The sequence below is a fragment of the Vibrio sp. STUT-A16 genome, from assembly GCF_026000495.1.
Classification (GTDB): domain Bacteria; phylum Pseudomonadota; class Gammaproteobacteria; order Enterobacterales; family Vibrionaceae; genus Vibrio; species Vibrio diabolicus.
The window spans coordinates 929,728-943,288 of the sequence record NZ_AP026765.1 but is presented as its reverse complement, the minus strand read 5'-3'; the positions used below and the strand labels follow the sequence as shown (position 1 = coordinate 943,288).

Sequence of the window (13,561 nt, the reverse complement as noted above, 5' to 3'; positions counted from 1 at the left end):
GCTATAGCAGCCCAAATAACTTAAGTGCGTTTTAACCGCGCCAGTGAAAAATAGAACAAAGAAAAAAGGAAACACTATGTCGATTACCATGTTTGGTATTCCCAACTGCGATACGATCAAAAAAGCCAAAAAATGGTTAGAAGCTGAGGATATTGCTTACGACTTCCATAACTACCGTAAGCAAGGCGTTGATGTAGCTATGGTAAGCGAATTTTGTCGCGCTTTAGGTTGGGAACAGGTGCTCAACAAACGTGGCACGACCTACCGCCAACTGACACAAGAACAGAAAGACACGCTTAACGAAGAAAACGCGATCGCTCTTTTGGTAGAAAATCCGGCGATGATCAAGCGCCCAATTTTAAAAGTGAATGATCAACTTCATATCGGTTTTAAAGCTGATCAATACGCTACCATTTTCAACTCTTAAATAAAGGAATACTCAAGGATGACAGACAGTCCAGTATTGGCACTTGCTAAAGATCTGATCAGTAGACAATCTGTAACGCCGGAAGACGCAGGTTGTCAGGATTTGATGATCGAGCGCTTAAAAGCACTCGGGTTTGAAATTGAAGTAATGGTGTTTGAAGATACCACGAACTTCTGGGCTCGACGTGGTTCAGAAGCGCCACTATTTGCGTTTGCTGGCCACACCGATGTGGTACCTGCTGGCAAACTGGAGCACTGGGATACACATCCGTTTGAACCAACTATTATTGATGGTTACCTACACGGTCGCGGTGCAGCGGACATGAAAGGGTCGCTAGCTGCTATGGTCGTTGCTGTCGAACGCTTCATTGCAGAGAACCCAGACCACAAAGGCTCAATCGGCTTTCTAATTACGTCGGATGAAGAAGGACCATTTATCAATGGTACCGTTCGTGTTGTAGAAACGTTGATGGCACGTGGCGAAAATATCGACATGTGTATCGTCGGTGAACCATCCAGTACCGAAGTAGTTGGCGATGTGGTGAAAAATGGACGTCGCGGCTCTATCACTGGCGATTTGACGGTAAAAGGAACACAAGGCCACGTGGCCTATCCTCACCTAGCCAATAACCCTGTGCACAAGTCTCTACTCGCGATTCATGAACTCGCAACAACCGAGTGGGACAAAGGAAATGATTATTTCCCACCAACCAGCTTCCAGATCCCGAACGTATCGGCTGGCACTGGTGCGTCTAACGTCATTCCTGGCGAGTTCCATGTTCAGTTCAACCTACGTTTTAGTACTGAGCTTAACAATGACGCAATTGTTCAGCGTGTTACCGAAACACTAGACAAGCATGAGCTGGACTACGACCTAAAATGGACATTCAACGGCGACCCATTCCTGACCGATACAGGCGCGCTGCTAGATGCAGTTGTTGCTGCTGTTGCCGAAGTGAATGATACGAAGCCAGCACTACTTACAACTGGCGGTACGTCTGATGGTCGCTTTATCGCTCGAATGGGTGGTCAAGTCGTAGAGTTAGGCCCTGTTAACGCTACGATTCATAAAGTGAACGAATGCGTGAAAGTGGACGATCTAGAAAAGTTGACTGACATGTACGAGAACACGTTGAAACACCTGTTAGCGAAGTAATCAGCGAGAACACCATGACACCAGAGCAACTCACCGGCACCACAGATTCTCATCTGCAATCCACTTTAGTGGGTCAAAAAGCGTTTCTACTCCACCCTGAAGTAGCTGACGATCTGCTAAAGATGATTGAAGCGGCAACAGAAGCAGGTTTTAAAATGGAAATCGCCAGTGGTTTTCGTGACTTCAACCGCCAAAAAGCGATCTGGAACGGGAAGTTTTCTGGTGAGTTGCCAATTCTCGACGTCAACTCCCGCCCTTTAAACAAAGCAGAGTTAAATGACGAAGAGAAGTTGATGGCCATTTTGCGCTGGTCGGCACTGCCTGGAGGAAGTCGTCATCATTGGGGTTGCGATTTTGATGTCTATGCGCGCAATTTATTGCCTACTGACACCAAACTCAAGCTGGAGCCTTGGGAGTACCTTGAAGGCCACCAGCAAGCGTTCTACCAATGGTTAAAAGCCAACCTTGGTCGATTCGGCTTCTTCTTCCCTTATCAGCAAGATTTAGGTGGCGTTTCGATTGAGCCTTGGCACATTAGCCACCGCACTGTCGGGCAACAGTGCCTCGCGCAATTGACGCATGATGTGCTTAGAAACCAGCTGATTCAGCAAAATCAGACCGACAACATTGCAGGGATTGACGTCATACTGAATAATTTGGATAACGTCGTTGCCAAATTTATTCACAATATCACGCCGCCGGAGGCTCTATGATAGAAATACTCACCAACCCTTGGGTCATTATCATTGTAGTGTTGAGCGTGGTCATTGGTAACATTGCCGCACTCAAATACACCGCAAAAATGAAGTTTGGTCAGATGGATAAAAGCCGTAAGAACGATTTAGATAAGCTGAACACGTTGGATAAACAGCGCTCCGCTGACGAGGAGAGCAACAAAGACGAGCCTCGTTAGTTAAACACCTACTTTATCTCGACACGCCGAATATAGGCATCAAAAAAGGGACCACTGGGTCCCTTTTCAATTATTGTGTAAACGTATCGCGTTAAGTTCGCTTTGGTTACTGCTTCACCGTCGCAGCCAATACAGGCGCTAGTGATTTCAAAAACTCTTCTTCTACTGGCTTACCAGAGGAATCCGTAATATTGATAGACGTACGGTTGCCTAAATCACCAAGTAAGAATGTGTACTTACCAGCGTCTAACTCCACTGGTTTAACGCCGATATCGTTCCAGAATTCATCATCCGGAGACGCATATTTCGCAGTGATTGTGCCCTGAGACTGGCTACGCTCTTCAATCTTAAAGCCCATCTTAGGTAGAATATTAGGCAGACGTTGCCAAAGCATGTTGTATTGCGCACGCGCGACAATTACAGGAAGCCCGCTGCGGTCTTTACCCATTGTAATTGGGATCTGTTTAACCAACTCTTGCGCTTTACGTTGTGCTTCTTCACGTACTTCTTGATCGTAGCGAGCGGTTACCAAGTTCGTCATGAACACATTGTAGCGCTCACGGTTGGTCGCCGTTACTTCTTTCACTTGATTGCCTTCACGCCAGTCAATAAGACTCACTTTAAAGCCGTGTCGACCATTTGCTTCAGCACGTACGATCTCATATCGGCTACCAATTTCCAGCTCTTCGTCTGGCGAATCCCAAGTCACCCAACCTGTCTCGATGCGAGAATCTGTTTGGCTTTCAACTGGAATCTCGTTGGCCGCGACCATGTTTTGTACCGTTTGCCAAACCTTGTCTAGTTCATCTTTACGAAGTAGCCAAAGTGTCACTTCACCATCACTACTGCGGTCCAGACGTGCACCAGGAATAAGCTCTAGGACTTGTTGAGGTGGACGAATGTCGACATCTTTACCTACACCACCAGCATAGTTACCCTGAGGGATCTCATAGTTAGGGTAAAACTGAGGCTGTGCACCCTGTGGGACATTCCACTCACCCAAATTGGGGGAGTTCAAATACTCGAAGTCATCTTTTGCTTGACGACGTTGATTGGCACCACCTGAACAGGCAGTCAATACGAATACAGCTAATGAACTTAACACTAACTGGCTTGAAAGCTTCATCTATACTCCTAAAACACCGAGGGCGCTTTGGCCCCCAGTATGAACTTCAATCCTAGTAACTCAATCTTAATAGCTCAATTTTAATAAATACCGGCGTCGGTTAACGCCTGTTCAACGATCGGCTGCGATTTTTCAGAAAGTGTGGTTAAAGGAAGACGCAAACCACCTTCTTCAATTAAACCAAGCTTTTGCGCTGCCCATTTTACTGGGATAGGGCTTGCTTCAATGAAAAGGTTTTTGTGTAGAGTCATCAAGCGTTGGTTAATCGCTTCTGCTTCTTCGTACTTACCTTCACTTGCCAAATGGAACATGTCTGCCATATCTTTAGCTGCAATATTGTTCGTTACCGAGATAACACCATTGCCGCCAAGTTTCACAAAATCGAGACCCGTCGCATCATCGCCACTTAGTAAGATAAAATCTTCGCCACAAAGTTCACGGTGAATTGCAATTCGGTCCAAATCGCCCGTTGCATCTTTTAAAGCCACGATATTATCAAGCTTTGACAAGCGTGCCACTGTTTCTGGCTGCATATCAACAGCAGTACGGCCTGGTACGTTGTATAAAATTAGAGGCACATCACTCGCTTCAGCAATTGCCTTGTAGTGCAAGAACAAACCTTCTTGAGTTGGTTTGTTGTAATACGGTGTCACACTCAGGAAGCCAGCAATACCAGAATCAGCCAGTAATTTGCTAAATGTTACTGCCTCGTGGGTTGCATTTGCACCCGTGCCAGCAATCACAGGGATGCGACCGTCGGCAAACTCAACAGTTTTATTAACGACCTTTACATGCTCTTCAATGGTCAGTGTCGCTGACTCACCTGTTGTGCCTACCGCCACAATACCGTCTGTACCCGCTTCAACGTGGTACTCTACTAGCTTTTGCAGACTGTCAAAGTCTACTTCGCCATCTGCTTTGAATGGCGTAATCAGCGCTACGATACTTCCTGAAAACATGTTTATCTCCCTCATTTAACTCTTTCTGCATGGTACTGTAATGCGATTGAAAAACACAAGAGCGTAAACTCGCTTACAAAGTACAAATGAATGAATAATTATCAGTTGTTAGAGGTCTAGCAACTTAATTGCTCTATTTGGTTTGATTAGCGGCAATATTGATAATCGTGTTGGGCTTTCGAGTGACTTTAGAATCTATCAGTGATTTGGAAAATACTGAAGTGCACAAGCCAGGAAAATATACTCTTTGGTCGTGCTCACCAAGTCAGACCTGAGTGAATAAAAAGACCAAACAACACGCAAGTACATCATGCAAACGTTTTGTTCCCTCAACTCCCTCGTTGACTGCTTGCCTCCGATCGTTCACCTCAAGAGCCAACCTGCTTTTTTGTAAACTAAAAAAAGAACTGACTCGATATTTCTCCGCAATATCTGTGCTAACATCTCTCTATTGAAGAAAGGACAAGAAGCTCATTTATGAAGCAACATCTGGTACTTACAGCAGTTGGAACGGACCGTCCAGGCATTTGTAACCAAGTCGTACACCTCGTTACTCAAGCCGGTTGTAACATAGTCGATAGCCGTATCGCTATCTTTGGAAGTGAATTTACGCTGATCATGCTCCTAACTGGGAACGCCAGCAGTGTGACTCGAGTAGAAACGCAATTGCCCCTACTTGGCCAAGAGCATGACCTGATTACGATTATGAAGCGTACGTCGGCGCACGAATTGCTCGACAACAGCTACACAATGGAAGTGTTTATTGAGTCTGAAGACCGCCCAGGTCTGACTGAAAAGTTTACTAAGTTCTTCGCGGATCAACAGATTGGTTTGGACTCTCTTAGCGCCCAAACTATCAGTAAGTCGAAAATTCAACTTGATGCCGACCAATTCCACATTGCGATTACCGCATCAGTAAGTGCGGATTGTAACTTAATGCAATTACAAGAAGATTTCGATGAACTTTGTCAGTCGCTCAACGTACAAGGTTCTCTGAATTTCATTAAAAACACACTATAAAGTAAAGGAAATCACCATGAATACGCTGACAGCAGGCTCGCCAGCGCCAGCCTTCTCTTTGCTCGACCAAGACGGAAATACCGTTTCTCTTGAAGACTTTAAAGGCAAGAAAGTACTTTTCTACTTTTACCCTAAGGCGATGACGCCGGGTTGTACTACACAAGCAAAAGGTCTACGTGACATCAAAGCTGAATTAGATGCGCACAACGTGGTTGTACTTGGCGTAAGCATCGACCCTGTAAAACGCCTAGGCAAATTCATCGAGCGTGATGATTTAAACTTCACCCTACTTTCTGACGAAGATCATGCCGTTGCAGACCAATTTGGCGTTTGGGGCGAAAAGAAATTCATGGGTAAAGTATACGATGGTCTTCACCGCATTAGCTTCCTGATCAATGAAGAAGGCGTGATTGAACACGTGTTCAACAAGTTCAAAACCAAAGATCACCACGAAGTCGTATTAAATTACCTGAACGAAAACGCATAAGCGCGATCCGTTCTCAAATAACAAAAAGCCCAGCAAACTGCTGGGCTTTCTTTTGAGCATTGTACTTTGGTAACGCCTACTCTTGTTCGACTGGTTCGTTTTCTTCCGTACTTGGTAAGGCATGCCATACGGCTTTAACTAGTGTCGCCAACGGAATGGCGAAGAATACGCCCCAAAAACCCCACAAGCCACCGAAGACTAACACTGCCACAATGATGGCAACTGGGTGTAGATTTACCGCCTCAGAAAACAGAACAGGAACCAACACATTACCATCCAGCGCTTGGATAATACCGTAAGCAAGCAGCAACCAATAAAACGGAGGCGCAAGACCCCATTGGAACAGACCAACGATGGCGACAGGCACGGTTACAGCTGCCGCACCGATATAAGGAATTAACACCGATAGACCGACAGCTACGGCAAGCAGCGCCGAATAGCGAAGATCTAAAATGGCAAAAGTCACATAACTCACGCCACCCACGATTAAAATCTCGAGCACTTTACCGCGAATGTAATTGGAGATCTGCTCGTTCATTTCATGCCAAACTTTATTCGCGAGTTTACGGTTTTTCGGCAAAACACCACTCGCGATTCTTAGCATCTCTTCTTTGTCTTTCAGTAAGAAGAAGATAAGTAGTGGCACTAAAATCAGGTATACCGCTAGCGTCGCAATACTGACTAATGACGCAAGTGAGCCTTTTACTACACTCTCACCAAGTCCCAACGCTTGGTTTTTGGCATTTGTCACCACGGTTTCTACAATTTCTAAATTTGCTAACTCAGGATGACGCTCTGGTAGCGTGACAATAAACTTTTGTAACCCGTTGTACATGTTTGGAATATCGTTAATTAGATTACCGACCTGAGTCCAAATCGTCGGAACCAAACCAAACAAAGCGATCAACATCAATCCGACGAACATTAAGATCACGATGATGACCGACAAAGTGCGCGGCACGCCCATGCGACACATTTTTACGACTGGCCATTCAAGTAAATAAGCCAAAACGATCGCGACAAGCAATGGCGCAATCAAATGCCCAAAGAAGTAAATGGTGATAAAACCAAACAGCAAGATCGCGACGAGACTTACTGCATGAGGGTCTGAGAAACGTCGTTTATACCAACGACTAACCATTTCAAACATCTTATGCGGATTCCTTATTGAATACAGTCAATGTGTAGTGCTCTGATGTAGATTGGCAATCAACTGAGTACCCTTGGGCACTGAGATAGTTCACAATGTCTCGTTTAGAGCTGTTATCCACCACTTGAATAACAAGTTGATGATACTGCTGCGTTTCTCCTTGAAAGACTTCAGCAGCGTGACGCTTTGCAAGTAATAGTGCCATAGGGCAACGTTGTTCACGCAAATCAAGTAACATGGATTCCATTGTATTGCTCTGCACTTATGATAGGGTTGTATTGTAACGGCTTTTTGAGCTGGTGCTAGCACTTCTGACATGATTTAACCACATGCTGAAATGACTCGGATATAAAATAATTTACGAAACCAATTCATTTATTTCCGGTCTTATTGCTAGCTTATATCCTCGCGGATAACCAAAACGCATGTGGCGCTGTTGAGAGGTTCTCAGCCTCTAACCACATGCTTATGTATTTTGGAGAACCTTTTAAACGTATGTTAAAACGCACTCGCTCGCTAGTTTGCTTATGTCTTGCAGCTGCAATCAGTTCACCGACAACTTATGCCAATAGCATTGACTTGCCAGACATTGGTACGGCTGCTGGTGGCACGCTCTCAATAGACCAAGAGTTGATTTACGGCGACGCCTATATGCGTATGCTCAGAGCCAGTAAACCTATCGTTAATGATCCTGTTATCAATGAGTATATTGACGCTCTCGGGCACAGATTAGTAGCCAATGCGAACGATGTAAAAACGCCGTTTCACTTCTTTATGATTCGCGACCGCAATATTAACGCGTTCGCGTTTTTTGGTGGTTACGTAGCGTTGCACTCTGGGTTGTTTCTTCATGCACGTTCAGAAAGCGAGTTAGCCTCTGTTGTTGCTCACGAGATTGCGCACGTCACACAACGCCACCTTGCGCGCAGCATGGAAGAGCAAGCACGTCGCTCTCCGGCCACATTAGCTGCACTCGCTGGCGCATTACTGCTTTCGATTGCCTCACCAGAAGCGGGGATGGCTGCAATTACGGCGGCAACCGCAGGTAACATGCAAAGCCAAATCAACTACACTCGCGCGAATGAAAAAGAAGCGGATCGCTTTGGTATTTCAACACTGGCAAAAGCTGGTTTTGATGTTCAAGCAATGCCACGTTTTTTTGGCCGTCTTGCAGATGAATATCGTTATGCGAGTAAACCGCCGCCAATGCTACTGACTCACCCACTACCTGAAGATCGAATTACCGATAGCCGTGCGCGAGCAAGGACCTATCCACCAATGCGAGTAGTGCCTTCAATAGACTATCACCTAGCGCGTGCGCGCATTGTAGCGCGGTACGCCGGCATTGACGGACAAGCTGCTTTAGGCTGGTTTGAGCGAACTCAAAAGAAAGCCTCTGCGGACATTACACCTGCTTTTGACTATGGGCGAGCACTCGTACATTTAGACAGCAAACGCTTGTCTCAAGCGGAACCTATTTTGAAAAAGTTGCTGGAGCAGGACCCAAGTAACCCGTTCTACCTGGATGCTATGACGGATTTATATATCGAGAAGAAGCAGCCAGAAAAAGCAACCGAGATGCTCCGTAAAGCGTTATCTCGGAACCCTCAAAATAAAGTATTGACCATTAACTATGCCAATGCGCTACTTGAGGACAATAAAAACGATCAAGCCACGCGAGTTCTTCAAAGATACACTCATGATTATCCTGAAGATACAAATGGCTGGCACCTAATATCGAAGAGCTACCACGCGCTAGGACGTAGTGATGAAGAGTTGGCTGCGCGAGCGGAGATTTTGGCGTTGCGAGCAAACTGGAATAAAGCGATTCAATATTATAGTGAAGCAAGTAAAATGGCCAAGTTGGGCAGCTTAGAGCAAGCTCGATACGATGCCCGTATTGACCAACTCATGATCCAAAGAGATCGATTCATGGCATTACAATAACGAAATGGAGAAAACCATGTCAGTCGTGATTTATCACAACCCTCGTTGCTCAAAGAGTCGTCAAACACTTGAACTGCTTGAGCAAAATGGTGTTACACCGGAAGTCGTCAAATACCTAGACACACCACTTAACGTAGATGAGTTAAAAGCGCTGTACGCACAACTTGGCTTTTCATCTGTACGTGAAATGATGCGCACCAAAGAAAGCGAATACAAAGAACTTGGCCTAGGCGAAGACTCTGTTAGCGATGAGCAATTGTTCGAAGCAATGGCGAAAAATCCAAAATTATTTGAGCGTCCGGTGGTAGTTGCCAACGGCAAAGCGAAAATTGGTCGACCACCAGAGCAAGTGTTGGATATTCTATAAATGGATTGCCAGATCCTTATTTTGTATTTCAGCCGTCACGGCTCGACAAAACAACTGGCAAGACAGATAGCAAGAGGAGTCGAATCGACTCCTCAATGCCAAGCAATTTTGCGTACAGTTGAAGAATTGTCACCTCACTCACACTCCCCTTCTGATCCAATTGTTACTCTAGAGGAACTGAAAACGTGCGACGGTCTAGCGTTTGGCAGTCCCGTCTGGTTTGGCAACATGGCTGCGCCTTTAAAGCACTTCTGGGATCAGACTACATCTTTATGGGTCAGTGGTGACTTAATCGATAAGCCAGCTTGTGTCTTTACCTCTTCCTCTTCGATGCATGGTGGTCAAGAAACAACGTTACAAAGCATGATGACCCCTTTGTTGCATCACGGGATGATGGTTTTGGGCATTCCTTATGCCGAACCAGAGTTACACACTACGCAGTCCGGAGGCACTCCGTATGGCGCCAGCAGTGTAGGCCATGAGGCAACCCTCAGCAGTGAAGAGATTCGTCTGGCACAACAACTAGGCAAAAGGCTGGCAACTGCAGCGTTAAAACTAAAAGTCTGTTAGTAAAATCAAGGATAGTTAATCGATGTCTGACTCTTTAGACCAAACACCACTCGGTACACAGGCTAAAACCTATCGTTACCTGGCTTTATTTGGCAACTTAGCCTTATTAGCCTGGGTCGCTATTTGGCAGCTTGCGTTATCCCCTCATCCTCACCTCAGCAGCACAACACTTGCTATTGCTTGGTGTATTCCGCTACTACTTCCGTTGCCTGGTATTTTAGCTGGTAAGCCTTACACTCATGCTTGGGCTAACTTTGTTCTTATGCTGTATTTCTTGCATGCGCTGACCATCCTTTATGTGGATGGGGGTGAACGCTGGCTTGCGGCAGTGGAACTGATACTGACTTCACTCGGTTTCGCTGGCAATATTTTGTTTGCTAGAGCGAGAGGCAAAGAGCTAGGTCTTAAGTTGAAACGCCTCTCTCAAGTAGAAAAAGAAGAAAAAGCGAAATTCAATAAATAACGCCAATTGCAGTCAATCACTGATCATTGGTTCGAATACGAATTTAGAAAACAAAAAGAGTCGCTATTGCGACTCTTTTTTATGCTTACCACATTGGTCTTTGATCCTTGCGTTTCACGCCTGGAACGCTACCAAGGCGATTACGATGCCGAGCGCCACTCGTAGATCAAGTCATACTGTTCTCGGACAGGCTCCACAATCATCGGCTGAGTTGGTTGCGTTTCGTCCTTTGCTTCCGCCGCGATATCCGCAGGCACTTCAGACTGCACTTTTTCTACCATAGCTGTATCTTTAGCTTCATTCATCGGAGCAATTGGCTCTGCTTCTTGAGTTAAAGCTGGGGCATCAACTTCACCTAAAGGATCTTCAAAAACCATTAATTGAGAAATAGAAGAAGCTTCTTTCTCAAAAGCTTGTTGAGATGCCAAAAGATGGATGTTGAGCGTCAGCTCATCACCTTGGACACGCTTAATTTCCGTACCCGCAACCGAATTAAGTTGTTTTAACGCATTCTCTAAACGGAAGAAGTCCGTGGCAGACGTTACATTAAGGACTTTCACCGCCAACGCTTTTGAAGATTTTCCAGATACTACCACTGCGCTCTTACTCGCGTAGTAGTCAGCGATGCCATCCACCATCTCAGCAATGGCATTGGCGCCTGATGCTGAACCGTTACGCGGAGAGCGTTGTGCTTCAACAATTCTCATTGGTGATTGATCGTATAACGTCCAGCGAATTTGTTCACCTTGAGCTCGTACAACCAAAACGGCGTCAGCTGGGTAGCGCTGGCTGGCTTGACCAATTGGCTCAATAAAGCCGCCCCAAAGATCAGAGACATTAACACCGGTTACATCATCAAAATCCCCAACCGGGATAGTGATTGGTAGGCCTCTTAATTTCGCTGCGCTACGAAGTGCTGCAACATTTGAAGATTCAGAATGTTCCCACGCGATGTTACGATCGTAACCCTGTTCTTCAACCATCCAAACTAAAATATTGGCACGATTTGGCGACCAAGATGGCAATTGTGCTTGTGTTAAAAGAGAGCTGATTTGGTCGCTGTTAAACAACATTTTTAAGCTCGCTTTTCCATCAACCTGCCCATAGCTCAGTTGGGAAATGTAACGCGCACTTGAACCAAGTGCCTTTTTAATCACTGGATTGCTTAAAGAGGATTGAGAACCGGTCGCTCGAACAATCACATCCTGCATACCTTGTTGACGAGCCAGAGACTCACCGTCGTTCTGCTCACTGTCGATAACCACTTCGGCACGATAGATATCCACCTGAGTTAATGCATATACTGGTAGGGACAACCAACCTATCAGTAAGAGAGCTAAATAGCGCATAGTTTTTATAATCCTCTGAACAAGAACCCGAATAATAAGCAACTATCAAATCTTGAGCAAGGCAAGTACTGAGTAAATTGTCTGTATTATGACCAGCTTTGTTAACTCGGGTCTCAATGAGCACTCTAGTGTTGTTTTTCATAATAAACTCATTGCTTATCCAGCTATCTCAACAAGTTAGACAGTTCGTTTTTCATCGTCACGCAAGACTCGTAAAAGAGGCCAATTTGCAAGCAACTAACTCTCAAAAACGCTATTTATGGGAAAGATTCAATCGAAAGTTTGATCCATGCAACGTTGCAAACGATTGCAGGATGATAGTATTCGCCGGATTTGTCTGCGTATCTTGAAAATAGGGAATTATTATGAAAAACGCGTTACAAGGCGCTCAAATGCTCTTTGTCGCTTTTGGTGCTTTGGTGCTTGTGCCGCTGCTAACTGGCCTTGATCCAAATGTCGCCCTCTTTGGTGCCGGTGTCGGTACTCTCCTCTTCCAATTAATGACTAAACGTTCTGTTCCCATCTTCCTTGCCTCTTCTTTTGCGTTTATTGCTCCTATTATGTTCGGTATCCAAACTTGGGGTATCGGCGCAACGATGGGCGGCTTAATGGCAGCGGGCCTGGTTTATGTGGCTCTAGGGGCGATGATCAAAGTGCGTGGTGTTGGATTTATCCATAAAATTCTCCCGCCTGTTGTCGTTGGCCCTGTGATCATGGTGATTGGTCTTGGCCTTGCTCCAACAGCAGTGAACATGGCGGTAGGTAAAACCGGTGATGGTGCTGCACAGCTTGTTAATGGTGATGCTGCGATCATCATCTCGGCGGTCTCACTGCTCACAACCATTGTACTAAGCGTGTTTGCAAAAGGCTTTTTGAAGCTCGTTCCAATTGTCGGTGGTATTCTTGCAGGTTACTCTGTTTCTCTATTCTACGGGGTGGTTGATTTCACTCCAGTAGCACAAGCGGCTTGGCTAGCTATGCCAAATTTCACCGCGCCAGAGTTCAACATAAACGCAATCTTGTTCATGATTCCTGTCGCTATCGCACCAGCAGTAGAGCACGTAGGTGACATGCTTGCTATCTCAAACGTTACAGGTAAAAACTACCTGAAAAAACCTGGCCTTCATCGCACAATCGCAGGTGACGGGGTGGCAACTATCGCAGCCTCGATGGTGGGTGCTCCACCAAACACCACTTACAGTGAAGTAACAGGAGCGGTAATGCTAACCAAAGCATTTAACCCTGTGATCATGACTTGGGCTGCGATCACTGCAATCGTACTTGCATTGGTAGGTAAGCTAGGCGCGGTTCTTCAAACGATTCCAGTACCTGTCATGGGCGGTATCATGATTCTGCTGTTCGGCTCTATCGCCACGGTAGGCCTCAACACACTGATCAAGAATAACGTTGATTTACATAAGTCTCGTAACCTAGTGATCGTTGCCGTAACACTTGTATTTGGTATTGGCGGTATGGCTTTCGGTATTGGTGAGTTCAGCCTACAAGGTGTGAGCCTATGCGGTATCGTGGCAATTATTCTTAACCTTGTGCTACCAAACGATTTAGGTGAAAACCACGTTGTAGATAACGCACAAATGGAAGAAGAGAACGCGAAATAGTGCGTCTGC

Annotated in this window: 16 protein-coding genes; 11 read left to right on the top strand and 5 right to left on the bottom strand. The window is 45.6% G+C overall.

The window, feature by feature from the left end:
* Positions 1-76: 76 nt before the first annotated feature.
* Genes OO778_RS04460 through OO778_RS04445 form a run of 4 tightly spaced genes read left to right on the top strand, consistent with a single transcriptional unit; the run spans position 77 to position 2,495 of the window.
* On the top strand, positions 77-427 hold the full coding sequence (locus tag OO778_RS04460; protein ID WP_104974904.1) for an ArsC family reductase: 351 nt from the start codon (positions 77-79) through the stop codon (positions 425-427).
* A gap of 18 nt (positions 428-445) precedes the next feature.
* Positions 446-1,582, top strand: a complete 1,137-nt coding sequence (gene dapE, locus OO778_RS04455) for a succinyl-diaminopimelate desuccinylase (RefSeq protein ID WP_145532727.1) — start codon at positions 446-448, stop codon at positions 1,580-1,582.
* A 14-nt stretch (positions 1,583-1,596) separates the two neighbouring features.
* On the top strand, positions 1,597-2,295 hold the full coding sequence (locus tag OO778_RS04450) for a M15 family metallopeptidase (protein ID WP_145532725.1): 699 nt from the start codon (positions 1,597-1,599) through the stop codon (positions 2,293-2,295).
* Positions 2,292-2,495: a DUF2897 family protein gene (locus tag OO778_RS04445; RefSeq protein WP_012841517.1), complete on the top strand. Its 204-nt coding sequence runs from the start codon at positions 2,292-2,294 to the stop codon at positions 2,493-2,495. The genes OO778_RS04450 and OO778_RS04445 overlap by 4 nt, the downstream gene beginning before the upstream one ends.
* 106 nt (positions 2,496-2,601) lie before the next feature.
* Here the strand turns inward: OO778_RS04445 and bamC are convergent, their stop codons facing one another.
* Positions 2,602-3,621 carry an outer membrane protein assembly factor BamC gene (gene bamC, locus OO778_RS04440; protein ID WP_006741687.1) on the bottom strand — a complete coding sequence of 340 codons (1,020 nt, stop codon included), beginning with the start codon at positions 3,619-3,621 and terminating at the stop codon, positions 2,602-2,604.
* Between the two features lie 80 nt (positions 3,622-3,701).
* Positions 3,702-4,580 (bottom strand): 4-hydroxy-tetrahydrodipicolinate synthase, encoded by an 879-nt coding sequence (gene dapA, locus OO778_RS04435; RefSeq protein WP_012841516.1) that lies wholly within the window; start codon positions 4,578-4,580, stop codon positions 3,702-3,704.
* Between the two features lie 477 nt (positions 4,581-5,057).
* On the opposite strand from dapA, the gene OO778_RS04430 reads away from it, so the two are divergent.
* Both OO778_RS04430 and bcp read left to right on the top strand, forming a co-directional pair.
* The gene (locus tag OO778_RS04430) at positions 5,058-5,600 is read left to right on the top strand and encodes a glycine cleavage system protein R (protein ID WP_012841515.1); all 543 of its coding nucleotides are present in this window, start codon (positions 5,058-5,060) and stop codon (positions 5,598-5,600) included.
* A gap of 16 nt (positions 5,601-5,616) precedes the next feature.
* The gene (gene bcp, locus OO778_RS04425) at positions 5,617-6,087 is read left to right on the top strand and encodes a thioredoxin-dependent thiol peroxidase (RefSeq protein ID WP_005380418.1); all 471 of its coding nucleotides are present in this window, start codon (positions 5,617-5,619) and stop codon (positions 6,085-6,087) included.
* Positions 6,088-6,163: 76 nt separating this feature from the next.
* Here the strand turns inward: bcp and OO778_RS04420 are convergent, their stop codons facing one another.
* Entirely contained in the window at positions 6,164-7,237 is a 1,074-nt protein-coding gene (locus OO778_RS04420) for an AI-2E family transporter (RefSeq protein WP_006741685.1), read from the bottom strand.
* 1 nt (position 7,238) lies between these two features.
* Positions 7,239-7,475 carry a sulfurtransferase TusA family protein gene (locus OO778_RS04415; RefSeq protein WP_046875522.1) on the bottom strand — a complete coding sequence of 79 codons (237 nt, stop codon included), beginning with the start codon at positions 7,473-7,475 and terminating at the stop codon, positions 7,239-7,241.
* Positions 7,476-7,732: 257 nt separating this feature from the next.
* Here OO778_RS04415 and OO778_RS04410 point away from each other — a divergent pair, with 257 nt between their 5' ends.
* Genes OO778_RS04410 through OO778_RS04395 form a run of 4 tightly spaced genes read left to right on the top strand, consistent with a single transcriptional unit; the run spans position 7,733 to position 10,584 of the window.
* Entirely contained in the window at positions 7,733-9,184 is a 1,452-nt protein-coding gene (locus OO778_RS04410) for a M48 family metallopeptidase (RefSeq protein ID WP_012841513.1), read from the top strand.
* Between the two features lie 16 nt (positions 9,185-9,200).
* Complete coding sequence (gene arsC / locus OO778_RS04405; protein WP_005380410.1) at positions 9,201-9,551, top strand: arsenate reductase (glutaredoxin); 351 nt, start codon at positions 9,201-9,203, stop codon at positions 9,549-9,551.
* Positions 9,552-10,121, top strand: a complete 570-nt coding sequence (wrbA, locus tag OO778_RS04400) for an NAD(P)H:quinone oxidoreductase (protein WP_012841512.1) — start codon at positions 9,552-9,554, stop codon at positions 10,119-10,121. It begins immediately after the preceding gene.
* 22 nt (positions 10,122-10,143) lie between these two features.
* Positions 10,144-10,584: a DUF2069 domain-containing protein gene (locus OO778_RS04395; RefSeq protein ID WP_005380407.1), complete on the top strand. Its 441-nt coding sequence runs from the start codon at positions 10,144-10,146 to the stop codon at positions 10,582-10,584.
* A 140-nt stretch (positions 10,585-10,724) separates the two neighbouring features.
* Here the strand turns inward: OO778_RS04395 and OO778_RS04390 are convergent, their stop codons facing one another.
* Positions 10,725-11,933 (bottom strand): DUF2066 domain-containing protein, encoded by a 1,209-nt coding sequence (locus tag OO778_RS04390; protein ID WP_256964356.1) that lies wholly within the window; start codon positions 11,931-11,933, stop codon positions 10,725-10,727.
* Positions 11,934-12,298: 365 nt separating this feature from the next.
* Between OO778_RS04390 and OO778_RS04385 the strand changes: the two genes are divergently transcribed.
* A complete protein-coding gene (locus OO778_RS04385) occupies positions 12,299-13,552 on the top strand; it encodes a uracil-xanthine permease family protein (protein ID WP_053809782.1) in 1,254 nt (417 codons plus the stop codon).
* Positions 13,553-13,561 lie beyond the last annotated feature (9 nt).

Coding starts and splice junctions, on each gene's coding strand:
- OO778_RS04460 (WP_104974904.1), top strand. CDS start 77: ATGTCGATTACCATGTTTGGTATTCCCAACTGCGATACGATCAAAAAA.
- dapE (WP_145532727.1), top strand. CDS start 446: ATGACAGACAGTCCAGTATTGGCACTTGCTAAAGATCTGATCAGTAGA.
- OO778_RS04450 (WP_145532725.1), top strand. CDS start 1,597: ATGACACCAGAGCAACTCACCGGCACCACAGATTCTCATCTGCAATCC.
- OO778_RS04445 (WP_012841517.1), top strand. CDS start 2,292: ATGATAGAAATACTCACCAACCCTTGGGTCATTATCATTGTAGTGTTG.
- bamC (WP_006741687.1), bottom strand. CDS start 3,621: ATGAAGCTTTCAAGCCAGTTAGTGTTAAGTTCATTAGCTGTATTCGTA.
- dapA (WP_012841516.1), bottom strand. CDS start 4,580: ATGTTTTCAGGAAGTATCGTAGCGCTGATTACGCCATTCAAAGCAGAT.
- OO778_RS04430 (WP_012841515.1), top strand. CDS start 5,058: ATGAAGCAACATCTGGTACTTACAGCAGTTGGAACGGACCGTCCAGGC.
- bcp (WP_005380418.1), top strand. CDS start 5,617: ATGAATACGCTGACAGCAGGCTCGCCAGCGCCAGCCTTCTCTTTGCTC.
- OO778_RS04420 (WP_006741685.1), bottom strand. CDS start 7,237: ATGTTTGAAATGGTTAGTCGTTGGTATAAACGACGTTTCTCAGACCCT.
- OO778_RS04415 (WP_046875522.1), bottom strand. CDS start 7,475: ATGTTACTTGATTTGCGTGAACAACGTTGCCCTATGGCACTATTACTT.
- OO778_RS04410 (WP_012841513.1), top strand. CDS start 7,733: ATGTTAAAACGCACTCGCTCGCTAGTTTGCTTATGTCTTGCAGCTGCA.
- arsC (WP_005380410.1), top strand. CDS start 9,201: ATGTCAGTCGTGATTTATCACAACCCTCGTTGCTCAAAGAGTCGTCAA.
- wrbA (WP_012841512.1), top strand. CDS start 9,552: ATGGATTGCCAGATCCTTATTTTGTATTTCAGCCGTCACGGCTCGACA.
- OO778_RS04395 (WP_005380407.1), top strand. CDS start 10,144: ATGTCTGACTCTTTAGACCAAACACCACTCGGTACACAGGCTAAAACC.
- OO778_RS04390 (WP_256964356.1), bottom strand. CDS start 11,933: ATGCGCTATTTAGCTCTCTTACTGATAGGTTGGTTGTCCCTACCAGTA.
- OO778_RS04385 (WP_053809782.1), top strand. CDS start 12,299: ATGAAAAACGCGTTACAAGGCGCTCAAATGCTCTTTGTCGCTTTTGGT.